Annotated in this window: 14 protein-coding genes; 7 read left to right on the top strand and 7 right to left on the bottom strand. The window is 68.4% G+C overall.

Going from position 1 to position 13,492, the window contains the following annotated elements; translation table 11 throughout:
- Positions 1 to 23 precede the first annotated feature (23 nt).
- From OG352_RS21680 to OG352_RS21670, 3 genes are all read right to left on the bottom strand, one after another.
- On the bottom strand, positions 24 to 1,055 hold the full coding sequence (locus OG352_RS21680; RefSeq protein ID WP_329219046.1) for an alanine racemase: 1,032 nt from the start codon (positions 1,053 to 1,055) through the stop codon (positions 24 to 26).
- 63 nt (positions 1,056 to 1,118) lie between these two features.
- The gene (gene femX, locus OG352_RS21675) at positions 1,119 to 2,240 is read right to left on the bottom strand and encodes a peptidoglycan bridge formation glycyltransferase FemX (RefSeq protein ID WP_329219045.1); all 1,122 of its coding nucleotides are present in this window, start codon (positions 2,238 to 2,240) and stop codon (positions 1,119 to 1,121) included.
- A gap of 213 nt (positions 2,241 to 2,453) precedes the next feature.
- On the bottom strand, positions 2,454 to 2,765 hold the full coding sequence (locus tag OG352_RS21670; protein ID WP_329219044.1) for a hypothetical protein: 312 nt from the start codon (positions 2,763 to 2,765) through the stop codon (positions 2,454 to 2,456).
- Positions 2,766 to 3,052: 287 nt separating this feature from the next.
- On the opposite strand from OG352_RS21670, the gene rpsF reads away from it, so the two are divergent.
- The 4 genes from rpsF (at position 3,053) to rplI (ending at position 4,828) form a co-directional block, all read left to right on the top strand.
- Complete coding sequence (gene rpsF / locus OG352_RS21665; protein WP_006604399.1) at positions 3,053 to 3,343, top strand: 30S ribosomal protein S6; 291 nt, start codon at positions 3,053 to 3,055, stop codon at positions 3,341 to 3,343.
- Between the two features lie 78 nt (positions 3,344 to 3,421).
- Positions 3,422 to 4,045: a single-stranded DNA-binding protein gene (locus OG352_RS21660; protein WP_329219042.1), complete on the top strand. Its 624-nt coding sequence runs from the start codon at positions 3,422 to 3,424 to the stop codon at positions 4,043 to 4,045.
- Positions 4,046 to 4,126: 81 nt separating this feature from the next.
- Positions 4,127 to 4,363: a 30S ribosomal protein S18 gene (gene rpsR / locus OG352_RS21655; RefSeq protein WP_020130672.1), complete on the top strand. Its 237-nt coding sequence runs from the start codon at positions 4,127 to 4,129 to the stop codon at positions 4,361 to 4,363.
- Positions 4,364 to 4,381: 18 nt separating this feature from the next.
- Entirely contained in the window at positions 4,382 to 4,828 is a 447-nt protein-coding gene (gene rplI, locus OG352_RS21650) for a 50S ribosomal protein L9 (RefSeq protein WP_329219040.1), read from the top strand.
- Between the two features lie 137 nt (positions 4,829 to 4,965).
- Here rplI and OG352_RS21645 read toward each other — a convergent pair whose 3' ends face one another.
- A complete protein-coding gene (locus OG352_RS21645; RefSeq protein WP_329219038.1) occupies positions 4,966 to 6,312 on the bottom strand; it encodes an MATE family efflux transporter in 1,347 nt (448 codons plus the stop codon).
- A gap of 449 nt (positions 6,313 to 6,761) precedes the next feature.
- Between OG352_RS21645 and dnaB the strand changes: the two genes are divergently transcribed.
- Positions 6,762 to 8,240 (top strand): replicative DNA helicase, encoded by a 1,479-nt coding sequence (gene dnaB / locus OG352_RS21640; RefSeq protein ID WP_329219037.1) that lies wholly within the window; start codon positions 6,762 to 6,764, stop codon positions 8,238 to 8,240.
- A 57-nt stretch (positions 8,241 to 8,297) separates the two neighbouring features.
- Positions 8,298 to 9,683 carry a serine hydrolase domain-containing protein gene (locus tag OG352_RS21635; protein WP_329219036.1) on the top strand — a complete coding sequence of 462 codons (1,386 nt, stop codon included), beginning with the start codon at positions 8,298 to 8,300 and terminating at the stop codon, positions 9,681 to 9,683.
- A gap of 85 nt (positions 9,684 to 9,768) precedes the next feature.
- Here the strand turns inward: OG352_RS21635 and OG352_RS21630 are convergent, their stop codons facing one another.
- Both OG352_RS21630 and OG352_RS21625 read right to left on the bottom strand, forming a co-directional pair.
- Positions 9,769 to 10,221: a GNAT family N-acetyltransferase gene (locus OG352_RS21630; protein WP_329219035.1), complete on the bottom strand. Its 453-nt coding sequence runs from the start codon at positions 10,219 to 10,221 to the stop codon at positions 9,769 to 9,771.
- A 10-nt stretch (positions 10,222 to 10,231) separates the two neighbouring features.
- Positions 10,232 to 10,705 carry a MarR family winged helix-turn-helix transcriptional regulator gene (locus tag OG352_RS21625; protein WP_329219033.1) on the bottom strand — a complete coding sequence of 158 codons (474 nt, stop codon included), beginning with the start codon at positions 10,703 to 10,705 and terminating at the stop codon, positions 10,232 to 10,234.
- Positions 10,706 to 10,846: 141 nt separating this feature from the next.
- On the opposite strand from OG352_RS21625, the gene OG352_RS21620 reads away from it, so the two are divergent.
- A complete protein-coding gene (locus tag OG352_RS21620) occupies positions 10,847 to 12,064 on the top strand; it encodes an MFS transporter (RefSeq protein WP_329219032.1) in 1,218 nt (405 codons plus the stop codon).
- Positions 12,065 to 12,281: 217 nt separating this feature from the next.
- Here the strand turns inward: OG352_RS21620 and OG352_RS21615 are convergent, their stop codons facing one another.
- Positions 12,282 to 13,148 (bottom strand): GNAT family N-acetyltransferase, encoded by an 867-nt coding sequence (locus OG352_RS21615; protein WP_329219031.1) that lies wholly within the window; start codon positions 13,146 to 13,148, stop codon positions 12,282 to 12,284.
- Positions 13,149 to 13,492 lie beyond the last annotated feature (344 nt).

Genomic DNA, 13,492 nt, shown 5'->3' with positions numbered 1-13,492 from the left:
GTCTGCTCAGCGGTTCACGAGGCTCAGCGGTCCATGAGCCGGTCGAACTGCGTGGTGGTGTGCCGTAGATGGGCCACCAGCTCGTCGCCGACGTGCGGCTCCGGAGCGTCCGAGGGCACGAACAGGATGGACACCTGCATGTGAGGCGGCTCGGCGAACCAGCGCTGCTTGCCGCCCCAGACGAACGGCGAGAGGTTCCGGTTCACCGTGGCGAGGCCGGCGCGGGCGACGCCCTTGGCGCGCGGCATGACGCCGTGCAGGGCCTTAGGGGCCTCCAGACCCACCCCGTGCGACGTACCGCCCGCCACGACCACCAGGAAGCCGTCCGAGGCCGCCTTCTGCTGCCGGTAGCCGAAGCGGTCGCCCTTGGCGACCCGTGTGACGTCCAGGACCGCTCCGCGGTACTCCGTCGCGTCGTGGTCCCCCAGCCACAGCCGCGTGCCGATCCGGGCGCGGAAGCGGGTCTGCGGGAACTGCTGCTGCAGCCGGGCGAGTTCGTCGGCCTTGAGGTGGCTGACGAACATCGTGTGCAGCGGCAGCCGGGCCGCCCGCAGCCGGTCCATCCAGCCGATGACCTCCTCGACGGCGTCGGAGCCGTCGGTGCGGTCCAGCGGCAGGTGGATGGCGAAGCCCTCCAGCCGAACGTTCTCGATCGCTGCGTGCAACTGCGGCAGATCCTGCTCGCTGATGCCATGCCGCTTCATCGACGACATCACCTCGATGACCACGCGGGCGCCCACCAGGCCGTACACGCCGTCGACCGACGACACCGAGCGCACGACCCGGTCGGGCAGCGGGACGGGCTCCTCGCCGCGCCGGTAGGGCGTCAGCACCAGCAGGTCACCGCCGAAGAAGTCCTTGATGCGCGCGGCCTCGTAGGTCGTGCCGACGGCGAGGATGTCCGAGCCCAGCCGGGTGGCCTCCTCCGCCAGCCGCTCGTGCCCGAAGCCGTAGCCGTTGCCCTTGCAGACCGGGACGAGGGCCGGGAACTGCTCCTGCACGTGCTTGTGGTGCGCCCGCCAGCGCGCGGTGTCGACGTAGAGCGTGAGCGCCATGGCCGGACCTGGGACCTTTCTGGTGGCTGCGGTGTCAGGGGTAGGGAATCAGTCAGCGTGACGTCAGCGGCGCGACATGTAGATGTCGAGCGCCTTGTGGAGCAGCTTGTTCAGCGGGAAGTCCCACTCGCCGAGGTACTCCGCGGCCTGTCCGCCCGTGCCGACCTTGAACTGGATCAGGCCGAAGAGGTGGTCGGTCTCGTCCAGCGAGTCGGAGATGCCGCGCAGGTCGTAGACGGTCGCGCCGAGCGCGTAGGCGTCTCGCAGCATCCGCCACTGCATGGCGTTCGAGGGGCGGAACTCACGGCCGATGTTGTCGGAGGCGCCGTAGGAGTACCAGACGTGCCCGCCGACGATCAGCATCGTCGCCGCCGACAGGTTCACGCCGTTGTGGCGGGCGAAGTACAGCCGCATGCGGTTGGGGTCCTCGGTGTTGAGGGCCGACCACATGCGCTGGAAGTACGACAGCGGGCGCGGCCGGAAGTGATCGCGCACGGCCGTGATCTCGTACAGCCGCTGCCACTCCTCGAGGTCCTGGTAGCCGCCCTGGACCACCTCGACACCGGCCTTCTCGGCCTTCTTGATGTTGCGGCGCCACAACTGGTTGAAGTTCTTGTGGACCTCTTCGAGGGAGCGGTTCGCGAGCGGCACCTGGTAGACGTAGCGCGGCTGGACGTCGCCGAAGCCGGCACCGCCGTCCTCGCCCTGCTGCCAGCCCATGCGGCGCAGCTTGTCGGCCACCTCGAAGGCGCGCGGTTCGATGAAGTCGGCCTCGATGTCACGCAGCCGCTTCACGTCCGGGTTCTGGATGCCCGCCTTGATGGAGATGGCCTCCCAGCGACGGATGATCACCGGCGGGCCCATCTTCACCGAGAAGGCGCCCTGCTGCTTGAGGTGCGCGAGCATCGGTTCCAGCCACTCGGCCAGATTCGGCGCATACCAGTTGATGACCGGACCCTCGGGCAGATAGGCCAGGTAGCGCTTGATCTTGGGCAACTGGCGGTAGAGGACCAGACCCGCGCCGACCAGTTCACCGCTGCGCTCGTCGAACCAGCCGAGGCTCTCCGACCGCCACTCGGCCTTGACGTCGGCCCAGGCCGGAACCTGCATGTGGCTCGCCGAGGGCAGGCTCTGGATGTATGCCAGATGCTGCTCACGGCTGATCGTCCTCAGGGTCAGGCTCATTCGGGGCGCTCCTCGGGCTGGTGTGTCCCCATGGGTACAGGGGCTCCGGCTCTCGCGCCGAAGCCTACTGCGCCCTGCGAGCGCCCTGACTGGGCGTACGGAACCTTCGCCCCGGCCCGTGCGCGGCCGGGGCGTTCCGTCAGGGTTCGTACGTGTCCTACGCGTGTTCCGGTGCTGACGGTGTCCGTGATGCCGCTACCGGAGCCGGTCGGGTCACCAGAGTCCGCCGAAGAGACCGCCGTGCGCCATGCCGATGAAGAAGCCGACGGCCGAGGCACCGAGACCCAGGATCAGACCGAAGCGCTCACGGGTGGTCTCGGAGATCCACTGTCCGTACGCGCCGGTCAGGATTCCCACCAGACCGGCCCAGGAGCTGAGCAGATGCAGGCTGTGGAAGAACGACGTGATGAAGGCCGTCAAGCCGAGCACCAGCGTTACCGCGAGCAGGGTGTCCTGGAGCGGATGGGGTTTGCCGTCGGTGGCGAAGAGAGATCCGGCGGTATTGGGTCGCAATGCCTGTGCCATGTGGCACCTCCTGCGGAAGGCGGCGCATCGTAGCGCCATACACACCCGACGTGTACAGATTGACGGTCACACCCGCCTGATTTCAACCGGAAGCACGTGTGCAGGTAGTCTGTACCGTCTGCACCGGTGTCTGCCCAGGCAGAGCCAGGGAGTCCGCCCAGCTCAGAGCGGGGATTTCGCTTGCCGATCCCCGACTGTCAGTGGCGGCCGATACCGTTGCGTACGCATCACAACCCTCCTGCCACGGATCGACCGTGGCCGCTGAGTCCAAAGGAGGTGGGTTCCACATGCGTCACTACGAAGTGATGGTCATCCTCGACCCCGATCTCGAGGAGCGCGCTGTCTCCCCGCTGATCGAGAACTTCCTCTCCGTCGTCCGTGAGGGCAACGGAAAGGTGGAGAAGGTCGACACCTGGGGCCGTCGTCGTCTCTCGTACGAGATCAAGAAGAAGCCCGAGGGCATCTACTCGGTCATCGACCTGCAGGCAGAGCCTGCGGTCGTCAAGGAGCTCGACCGCCAGATGAACCTGAACGAGTCGGTCCTCCGGACCAAGGTCCTCCGTCCCGAGACCCACTGAGCTCGCGAGCTCAGCTGATCTCGGGATTCTGAGTAGCAGCACAAGCAGCCAGCAGCAAACCCGCCGAGAGGTTCCCCCATGGCAGGCGAGACCGTCATCACGGTCGTCGGCAATCTTGTCGACGACCCCGAGCTGCGCTTCACCCCCTCCGGTGCGGCGGTCGCGAAGTTCCGTGTCGCGTCCACTCCCCGCACCTTCGACCGGCAGACGAACGAGTGGAAGGACGGCGAGAGCCTGTTCCTGACCTGCTCGGTCTGGCGTCAGGCGGCGGAGAACGTCGCGGAGTCGCTCCAGCGAGGCATGCGCGTCATCGTGCAGGGCCGGCTGAAGCAGCGGTCCTACGAGGACCGTGAGGGCGTCAAGCGCACGGTCTACGAGCTGGACGTCGAGGAAGTCGGCGCCAGCCTGCGCAGCGCCACGGCCAAGGTCACCAAGGCCGCCGGCCGCGGTGGCCAGGGCGGCCAGGGTGGTTACGGCGGCGGTGGCGGCCAGGGTGGCGGCGGCTGGGGTGGAAACTCCGGCGGCGGCCAGCAGGGCGGCGGCGCTCCCGCCGAAGACCCGTGGGCTACCGGCGCTCCCGCCGGTGGCAACCCGGGTGCCAGCGGTGGCAGCCAAGGCGGTGGCGGTGGCGGTGGCGGTGGCTGGGGTGGAAACTCCGGCGGCAGCGCCGGCGGCGGCTACTCGGACGAGCCCCCCTTCTAGGCCTTCGGGCCCGGATGTCCGGGCCCGATCGGGCCGAAGGCGGGTCGTATCCCAACTTCTTGATCACACAGGAGAAACACCATGGCGAAGCCGCCTGTGCGCAAGCCTAAGAAGAAGGTCTGCGCTTTCTGCAAGGACAAGGTCACGTACGTTGACTACAAGGACACGAACATGCTGCGGAAGTTCATTTCCGACCGCGGCAAGATCCGTGCCCGTCGCGTGACCGGCAACTGCACGCAGCACCAGCGTGACGTCGCCACGGCCGTCAAGAACAGCCGTGAGATGGCGCTGCTGCCCTACACCGCGCAAGCGCGATAAGGGAAGGGTGACCGACAGATGAAGATCATCCTCACCCACGAGGTCTCTGGCCTCGGCGCCGCGGGCGACGTCGTCGACGTCAAGGACGGCTACGCTCGCAACTACCTGATCCCGCGGAACTTCGCGATCCGTTGGACCAAGGGTGGCGAGAAGGACGTCGAGCAGATCCGTCGTGCTCGCAAGATCCACGAGATCCAGACCATCGAGCAGGCCAACGCTGTGAAGGCCCGGCTCGAGGGTGTCAAGGTTCGCCTGGCCGTCCGCTCCGGCGACGCCGGTCGTCTCTTCGGCTCCGTCACCCCGGCCGACATCGCCTCGGCGATCAAGGCTTCCGGTGGCCCCGAGGTCGACAAGCGCCGCATCGAGCTCGGCTCGCCGATCAAGACCCTGGGCGCCCACGAGACGTCCGTGCGTCTGCACCCCGAGGTTGCCGCCAAGGTCAACATCGAGGTCGTCGCGGCCTGATCGCTGCGCTCGGCTTGAAGAGCTGAGAAGGGGCCGCACCCACTGGGTGCGGCCCCTTCTGTTCGCTTGTTTCACGTGAAACGTCGGTTTCACGCGGCCATCGGTTTCCCGCGATCGACATGTTTCACGTGAAACAGTCAGCGGGTCGCGCCGGTGATGACCCAGCGGCCGGAACGGGCACGCAGCCAGAGGGTGAGCATCCGGACGGCCATCATCAGTGTCATCGCTCCCCACACCGCGGCGAGGCCGCCGCCGAGGACCGGCACCAGCAGGGCCACCGGAGTGAAGACGACCAGGGTGAGCACCATCGCCCAGGCGAGATAGGGACCGTCTCCCGCGCCCATCAGCACGCCGTCCAGCACGAAGACGATGCCGCAGATGGGCTGGGAGAGCGCCACCACGAGAAGTGCAGGCAGCGCGGCATCCTTCACCGCCGGGTCGCTGGTGAAGAGCGGCAGGAAGAGTGGCCGACTGCTCACGACCAGCAGGCCGAGCAGGACACCCACGGCGCTGCCCCACTCGACCATCCGGCGGCAGACGTCTCGGGCGCCCTGGGCGTCGTCGGCACCGAGATGGCGCCCGATGATGGCCTGCCCGGCGATGGCGATGGCGTCGAGGGTGAAGGCGAGCAGGCTCCACAGGCCCAGGGCGATCTGGTGGGCCGCGATGTCGTCGTCCCCGAGTCGGGCTGCCACGGCGGTGGCGATCATCAGGATCGCGCGCAGCGAGAGCGTGCGGACCAGCAGGGGCACCCCCGCCTGGGCGGAGGCCCTGATGCCGGCGGCGTCGGGCCGCAGAGACGCGCCGTGGCGGCGGGCTCCCCGGACGACCACTACGAGGTAGACCCCGGCCATGCCCCATTGCGCGACGACGGTTCCCCAGGCGGAGCCGGCGATGCCGAGGCCCGCGCCGTAGACCAGTCCGACGTTCAGTGCGGCGTTGGCGACGAAGCCTCCCACGGCGACGTAGAGCGGTGTCCTCGTGTCCTGGAGTCCGCGCAGGACACCGGTCGCGGCCAGCACGACGAGCATGGCCGGTATGCCGAGCGCCGAGATGCGCAGATAGGTGGTCGCGTACGCGGCGGCCGTGTCCGAGGTGCCGAAGAGTTCGACGAGTGTCGGGGCGGTGGGCAGGACGGCCACGATCACGGCGGCACCGAGCAGCAGTGCCAGCCAGATGCCGTCCATGCCCTGGCGGATGGCAGCCGGGAGGTCACCGGCGCCCACACGGCGTGCGACGGCGGCAGTGGTGGCGTAGGCGAGGAAGACGAAGAGGCTGACGGCTGTCATGAGGAGGGCGGAGGCGACTCCGAGACCGGCGAGTTGCGCGGTGCCCAGATGGCCAACGATCGCGCTGTCGGCCATGACGAAGAGCGGCTCGGCGACGAGTGCGCCGAAGGCCGGGACGGCCAGTGCGACGATCTCTCGATCGTGCTGTCGCCGGGTGGCCTTGGGGGGCGCGGGAGCCTGTGTCATGACCACCAATCTAATCGTCCACAGGTAATAGATTCAATGGCCTAGCGACCCTTACGTGCCGTCGCTTTGCGTGTCCTCTCGCGCGCCGTTCGAAGGGATCTTGGCCCGACCGGGAAACTTTTTCTTCTGCACAGCCGGTGGATGGGGAAAGCGCAGGTCAGAGGCGCTTGGAAAGAAAAGTCGAGGGCTTGTTCACAGCACTGTCCACCGGGTCGTGCACAGGTTTTGCGGAGTTCTCCACAGCATAAGGGCGGTCGTCCACATGGCCTGTGGATAACCAGATTGGCTGACGGTGCCTGCGGGCCTACCGTGGTGCGGCGCCCGCTCCGTTCGTCGGTCGAGAAGACGCTTGAAAAACCGACGCATCACAACCGGAGTTGGGCCTCTCAATTGTCAGTGCCGTGCCGTAGAAATGAGACACGGCGAGGTCCGCTCGGCGGACGGGAGGAGGTCGCTCGGTGAGCATTTCCGAGCCCTTGGACGACCCGTGGGCCGACAGCGGCCCCAGTGATCGTCTGCCCTCTTCCCGCCGGCGCGGCGACGGCGGGCGCGGCCGCGAGGAACAGCACGATCGCGGCCGGGACAGCGGTGAGTGGGAGGGCGGAGGCACCGCCTTCGAGCGGGTACCGCCGCAGGACCTCGACGCTGAGCAGTCCGTCCTCGGTGGCATGCTCCTGTCCAAGGACGCCATCGCTGACGTGGTCGAGGTCCTCAAGGGCCACGACTTCTACAAGCCCGCGCACGAGGCGATCTACCAGGCGATCCTCGACATCTACGCCAAGGGCGAACCGGCCGACCCGATCACGATCGCCGCAGAGCTCACCAAACGCGGCGAGATCAACAAGGTCGGCGGCGCGTCCTATCTGCACACCCTCGTCCAGACGGTGCCGACGGCCGCCAACGCGGAGTACTACGCGGAGATCGTCCACGAGCGCGCGGTGCTGCGCCGCCTGGTCGAGGCCGGCACCCGCATCACCCAGATGGGATACGCGGCCGACGACGACGTCGACGAGATCGTCAACCGCGCCCAGGCGGAGATCTACGCGGTCACCGAACAGCGCACCAGCGAGGACTACCTCCCGCTCGGCGACATCATGGAGGGCGCCCTCGACGAGATCGAGGCCATCGGCTCGCGCAGCGGCGAGATGACGGGTGTGCCCACCGGCTTCACGGACCTCGACTCGCTCACCAACGGCCTGCACCCGGGCCAGATGATCGTCATCGCGGCCCGTCCCGCCATGGGCAAGTCCACGCTCGCGCTGGACTTCGCGCGCGCGGCGTCGATCAAGCACAACCTGCCGAGCGTCATCTTCTCCCTGGAAATGGGGCGCAACGAGATCGCGATGCGTCTGCTGTCCGCCGAGGCCCGTGTCGCCCTGCACCACATGCGCTCCGGCACCATGACGGACGAGGACTGGACCCGCCTGGCGCGCCGGATGCCCGAAGTCTCCTCCGCGCCGCTGTACATCGACGACTCCCCGAACCTGTCGATGATGGAGATCCGCGCGAAGTGCCGCCGACTGAAGCAGCGCAACGACATCAAGCTCGTGATCATCGACTATCTGCAGCTGATGCAGGCCGGTGGTTCCAAGCGTTCCGAGAGCCGTCAGCAGGAGGTTTCGGACATGTCCCGTAACCTCAAGCTGCTGGCCAAGGAGCTGGAAGTCCCGGTGATCGCGCTCTCGCAGCTCAACCGTGGTCCCGAGCAGCGCACGGACAAGAAGCCGATGGTGTCCGACCTGCGTGAGTCCGGCTCCATCGAGCAGGACGCCGACATGGTGATCCTGCTGCACCGCGAGGACGCGTACGAGAAGGAGTCCCCGCGCGCGGGCGAGGCGGACATCATCGTGGGCAAGCACCGTAACGGCCCGACGGCCACGATCACCGTGGCCTTCCAGGGCCACTACTCCCGCTTCGTGGACATGGCGCAGACCTGATCCCTCTTGGTGTGAAATGACCTCGACGTCGGCCGCGCGGGCAGGTGGACTGAGCCCATGACGACACCTCAGGAAGAGCTGCTCTCCGGCACCCGGCGTGCGCTGCTCCACCGGATCGCCGTGGCCCAGAGCGAAGGGCGCGCCCCGTCGCTGGTCGCCGCGGTCGTGCGGGACGGGCGGGCCGTGTGGCACGGGGCCCGGACCTCGGTCGACGGGCACGCGCCGGACGAGAACGTGCAATACCGGATCGGCTCGATCACCAAGACCTTCACCTCCGTCCTTGTACTGCGGCTGCGCGACGAGGGGGTGCTCGACCTCCAGGACCCGCTGGAGAAGCACCTGCCGGGCACCGGTGCGGGGGAGGTCACGGTGGCCGAACTGCTCGCCCACACCGGAGGGTTGCCGGCCGAGGCACCCGGACCGTGGTGGGAACGGACCCCGGGATCGCTGCGGCCCGAACTCGCCGACGTCCTCGGCGACCGGGCCGCCCCGCACCCGGCCGGACGCCGCTTCCACTACTCGAACCCCGGCTACACCCTCCTGGGCGCTCTCGTGGAAGAGCTCCGCGGGGCGCCCTGGGAAGAGGTATTGCGGCGTGAAGTGCTCGAACCTCTGGACCTCGACCGCACGAGTGTCCAGCCGCAGGCGCCTGCTGCGGGCGGCTGGGCGGTTCACCCCTGGGCCGACGTGCTGCTGCCCGAGCCCGCCGAGGACTTCGGACGGATGTCTCCGGCAGGCCAGCTCTGGTCCACGACCGGAGACCTCGCGCGTTTCGCCGCCTTCCTGACGCGGGGCGACGACCGGGTGCTGAGCGCGGAAACCCTGCGCGAGATGTGGACGCCCGCGGCGCCGGCCGAGCTGGCGGAAGTGGCGGACGGCGCCACGTACGGACTCGGACTGCAGATCCAGCACCGGGACGGCCGGCTGCTTGTGGGCCACTCCGGCTCGGTGCCCGGCTTTCTGGCGGCCCTGACCATCGGCTTGGCGGACGACGTCGCCGCAGTGGTGCTCGCCAACTGTACCTCCGGCCTTCTGACGTCCCAGGTGGCCGCCGACCTCGTACGCATCGTCGCCGAGGCCGAGCCGCGGATTCCTGAGCCATGGCGTCCGCTAGGGGAAGCCGACCCTTCCCTGCTGGAGTTGGCGGGCCAGTGGTACTGGGGTACCAGCTCCTTCGCCCTGCGCGTGACGGCCGACGGTCTCGTCTCCTTGGGGCCGCTCTCCGGGAGTGGTCGGCGCTCCCGGTTCAGGCCGAACGGGGACGGCACCTGGACTGGCCTGGAGGGCTACTACGCCGGTGAGCTCCTGCGGGCCGTACGGCGGCCGGACGGGAGCGTGGACCACCTGGACCTCGGGTCGTTCGTGTTCACGCGCGAGCCGTACGACGAGCGGGCGGCGGTGCCCGGTGGTGTCGGCCCGGAGGGCTGGCGGGGGATCGGCTAGCCACGCCGACAGGCGGAGGCGCTCTGTTTCACGTGAAACAGAGCGCCTCCGTCCCGAGAACCGTCTCTCCTGGAAGGTGGAGTCTTCAGAGCTGCAGTTTGAAGCCGACGTGTGAGGCCACGAAGCCCAGACGCTCGTAGAAGCGGTGTGCGTCGGTGCGCGTGTTGTCGGAGGTCAGTTGCACCAACTGGCAGTTCTCCCGCCGGGATTCCTCGACCGCCCACTCGATGAACCGCGTGCCCAGACCGCTGCCGCGTTCGTCGGCGTGTACCCGTACCCCTTCGATGATCGACCTGGTCGAGCCGCGGCGGGACAGGCCCGGGACGATCGTCAGCTGGAGGGTGCCGACGACGCGTCCCTCGCGGACGGCGACGACGAGGCGTTGGTTCGGGTCGGCGGTGAGCCGTTCCAGTGCTGTCAGATACGGGCTGAGGTCGTCCGGCGACTCGCGCTGTGCGCCCAGGGGGTCGTCCGCGAGCATGCCGACGATCGCGGGGATGTCTTCGGCGACGGCCACGCGTATTTCAAGATCTCCCATGCCCGCGACCCTATGCACCCAAGGCGGCCGTGGATGCCTTCAGCGACTCCATGACCCGCACCAGCGGGGCCAGTTCCGGGTTCCTGGCCGCTTCATCGAGGGCCTCGCGCAGGGCGGAGTCGTTGGTGGGGCGGGCTTCGGCGAGCAGCTTCAGACCGGCTTCTGTGACGTTGGTGTAGATGCCGCGGCGGTCGGTGGGACACAGGTACCGCTCGAGCAGGCCGCGGTCCTCGAGCCGGGTCACCAGTCGGGTAGTGGCGCTCTGGCTGAGGACGACCGCGTCGGCCACCTGCTTCATCTGCAGATGCCCGCCGTCGCCGTCGTGTTGTCGGCTGAGCACGTCGAGCAGGGAGTACTCGCGCACGCTCAGGTCGTGGCGGGCCTGCAACGCGCGTTCGATGTGGGCCTCGATCCTCCCGTGCAGCAGGGAGAGGGCGCACCAGCCCTGGGCGAGGGCGGTGAGCGCGGGGTCCGTCGCAGTCATGGGGTTCTCCTCCGTCCCGGAGCGGCTGACACCCAGGATAAGCAACATCGAAATAGTCCGTGGCTGCCTGTAGCCCGCGTATGCAACTATTGTGAACGCACGAAAAGCGCACCTGCAATCTTTTGGGAAGGTTCAACCTGCATGCCTCTCGCGCTTCTGGCCCTCGCGATCGGGGCCTTCGGAATCGGAACGACCGAGTTCGTGATCACGGGCCTGCTTCCCGAGGTCGCGGGCGACTTCGGGGTCTCCATCGCCACGGCGGGCTTCCTGGTGACCGGCTGCGCGCTCGGCGTCATGTTCGGCGCCCCGCTGATGACCGTCCTGGGCACCAGGGTTCCCCGCAAGCGGATGCTGATGGTGCTGATGGGTCTGTTCATCGTCGGTAACCTGCTCTCCGCCGTCGCCCCCACCTTCGCCGTGATGCTGATCGGCCGTGTGGTCGCCTCCCTCGCCCATGGCGCCTTCTTCGGCATCGGCTCGGTTGTCGCGGCCGACCTGGTCGCCTCCGACAAGAAGGCCGGGGCCATCGCGACGATGTTCACCGGCCTCACCGTCGCCAACGTCGTCGGCGTCCCGCTGGGCACTCTCGTCGGGCAGAACGTGGGCTGGCACGTCACCTTCGCCCTCGTCGCCGCGCTCGGCGTCGTCGGCCTGGTCGGTATCGCCAGGCTCGTGTCCGAGATGCCGCGGGCCGAGGGCGTGCGCCTGCGGCATGAGCTGGCAGCCTTCAAGAACGCCCAGGTCCTGCTCGCCATGACGATGACCGTCCTCGGCTTCGGCGGCGTCTTCGCGGCCATCACCTACATCGCGCCGATGATGACCCACGTGGCCGGCTTCGCCGACGGCTCCGGCACCTGGCTGCTGGTCCTCCTCGGGCTCGGAATGGTCGGCGGTAACCTCGTCGGCGGCAAGTACGCCGACCGAGCCCTGATGCCCATGCTGTACGCCTCTCTGGGCGCACTGGCGGTCGTCCTGGCACTCTTCCCGCTGACCGCCCACCACAAGGTCCTCGCGGCCCTCACGATCGCCCTGATCGGCGCCCTGGGTTTCGCTACTGTCCCGCCCCTGCAGAAGCGTGTCCTGGACCAGGCGCACGGTGCACCGACGCTGGCGTCGGCGGTGAACATCGGTGCTTTCAACCTCGGCAACGCGCTGTCCGCCTGGCTCGGCGGACTCGTCATCGCCGCTGGCTTCGGCTACACCGCGCCGAACTGGGTCGGCGCCGCCCTCGCCGTAGGCGCCCTGCTCCTCGCCTTCGTCTCGGCCGCGTTGGAGCGCCGCGACGGCGTCTCTGGTGGCCTCAGCCCCGTCCTCGCGGGTGGCGCGCCTGCCGCTCGGCAAGCGGCCGTCCAGCGCTGAACCCAGGCCGTCCGTTGGGCCGGGGCCGGCCCAGCGGACCAGCACCCGTGCGACAGCAGTCACCGTCCTGGGCCGGCCTTCCGGCGGGACGGCCGGGCCGTGCTGACCTCCGGGGAGACGAGCACGCGCAAGCCATCCGTCTGACGGCGGCCGTCCACGAAGAACGCCGGCTCCCCGACCATCAGGGGAACCGGCGTTCTCTCGGGGTTGGGTGTCCTCAGCCAGCCGCCACCGTCAGCGGAGCGAAGCGGCGGTGCCAGTCGCCTGGCAACTCCGTGATCCCGTAGGTCATCACGGAGTTGAAGGCAACGGGCTCCAGTCCGTGTGCCTTCACCCACGCCAGCAGCTCCTCGTGCCGTACGTCGATGTCGGTGCGCAGCGGCCGGTCCGTGTGGGCGGCGAGGGAGGCCAGCAAGGCCTTCGCGGTCTCCGTGTCCCGGGCGATCAGTGGTCCCACGACCTGGGTGTCCATGTTGGGCCACGCGGCCGCGTAGCCGATGATCCGGCCCTCGTCCTCGGCGACTCGTAGCTGGTCGCCGAAGGCGGGCAGGCGGGTGATCACGTGCGTTCGATCGGTGCCGAAGACCTCTTCGTCGAGCCGGAGGATCGAGGTGAGGTCCCTGGCTGTGGCCGCACGGGTGGCGATGCCGGACGTCGGTTCACCTGGCGTGAAATGCCCACGCATCATTTCCGCCCGGCCCGTGGTTTTGAAGCCCAGCTCTTCGTAGAGCGGACGGCCGTTCGGTGTGGCATGCAGAGACAGTGGGGTGGTGCCCATGAGGGCGACGATGTGTCGCATCAGTCGCCGGCCGATGCCCTGCCGGGCGTGGCGCTCGGCGACCAGCACCATGCCGATGGCGCCGAGAGTGGGGCTCCCGTGCGGGCCGTACTCGGTGACGACGCAGGCGCTGACGAGTCCCCCGTCGGGGTCGTCGATGCCGTAACCCTGGCCGGCCGAGAGGAGGAGGCCCCACTTGTGCTCCTCTCGCGGCCACCCCCGATCCTCGGACAAGTCGGCGCAGGCGGTGAGATCGCGGTGCGTCAGACGGCGGATGGGCAGAGCGGTGAGGGGAGGAGTCGGCACGCAGGTCAGGCTGTCCGACCGGTGCCGTCGGCGTCCACCTGTTTCCTCTGTTTCCCCTGAGGCATGTGTGCTTTTGGCCATGCGGTGGGTGACTGATCGGTGCGTCGACGGCGAGGGCATGTTTCACGTGAAACAGAGGGGCGGGGCAGAGGGACTGTTTCGCGTGAAACAGCGACCTCGCGACCCACTCATACGTCGGGAAGGATCTATGGGATGTCTGTGATTGGTGCGTCCTGCCCGACAGTTGAAGGAACCAGCGGTTCGCACCTCAAGCGTCTTCCAAGGAGAGAAGGCGAGACTTGTGCGGCGAGCGACGGCCGGTATGGTCGACTCCGGTTCGCTTT

Origin of the sequence: Streptomyces sp. NBC_01485 (assembly GCF_036227125.1) — a bacterium.
GTDB lineage: Bacteria > Actinomycetota > Actinomycetes > Streptomycetales > Streptomycetaceae > Streptomyces.
This window is presented reverse-complemented; position numbering and strand designations above follow the sequence as displayed.

What these genes read in the sequence shown, in the direction of transcription:
- OG352_RS21625 (WP_329219033.1), bottom strand. Translation starts at nt 10,705, where the DNA reads ATGACTGCGACGGACCCCGCGCTCACCGCCCTCGCCCAGGGCTGGTGC.
- OG352_RS21680 (WP_329219046.1), bottom strand. Translation starts at nt 1,055, where the DNA reads ATGGCGCTCACGCTCTACGTCGACACCGCGCGCTGGCGGGCGCACCAC.
- OG352_RS21620 (WP_329219032.1), top strand. Translation starts at nt 10,847, where the DNA reads ATGCCTCTCGCGCTTCTGGCCCTCGCGATCGGGGCCTTCGGAATCGGA.
- rpsR (WP_020130672.1), top strand. Translation starts at nt 4,127, where the DNA reads ATGGCGAAGCCGCCTGTGCGCAAGCCTAAGAAGAAGGTCTGCGCTTTC.
- OG352_RS21660 (WP_329219042.1), top strand. Translation starts at nt 3,422, where the DNA reads ATGGCAGGCGAGACCGTCATCACGGTCGTCGGCAATCTTGTCGACGAC.
- femX (WP_329219045.1), bottom strand. Translation starts at nt 2,240, where the DNA reads ATGAGCCTGACCCTGAGGACGATCAGCCGTGAGCAGCATCTGGCATAC.
- OG352_RS21630 (WP_329219035.1), bottom strand. Translation starts at nt 10,221, where the DNA reads ATGGGAGATCTTGAAATACGCGTGGCCGTCGCCGAAGACATCCCCGCG.
- rplI (WP_329219040.1), top strand. Translation starts at nt 4,382, where the DNA reads ATGAAGATCATCCTCACCCACGAGGTCTCTGGCCTCGGCGCCGCGGGC.
- OG352_RS21670 (WP_329219044.1), bottom strand. Translation starts at nt 2,765, where the DNA reads ATGGCACAGGCATTGCGACCCAATACCGCCGGATCTCTCTTCGCCACC.
- rpsF (WP_006604399.1), top strand. Translation starts at nt 3,053, where the DNA reads ATGCGTCACTACGAAGTGATGGTCATCCTCGACCCCGATCTCGAGGAG.
- OG352_RS21635 (WP_329219036.1), top strand. Translation starts at nt 8,298, where the DNA reads ATGACGACACCTCAGGAAGAGCTGCTCTCCGGCACCCGGCGTGCGCTG.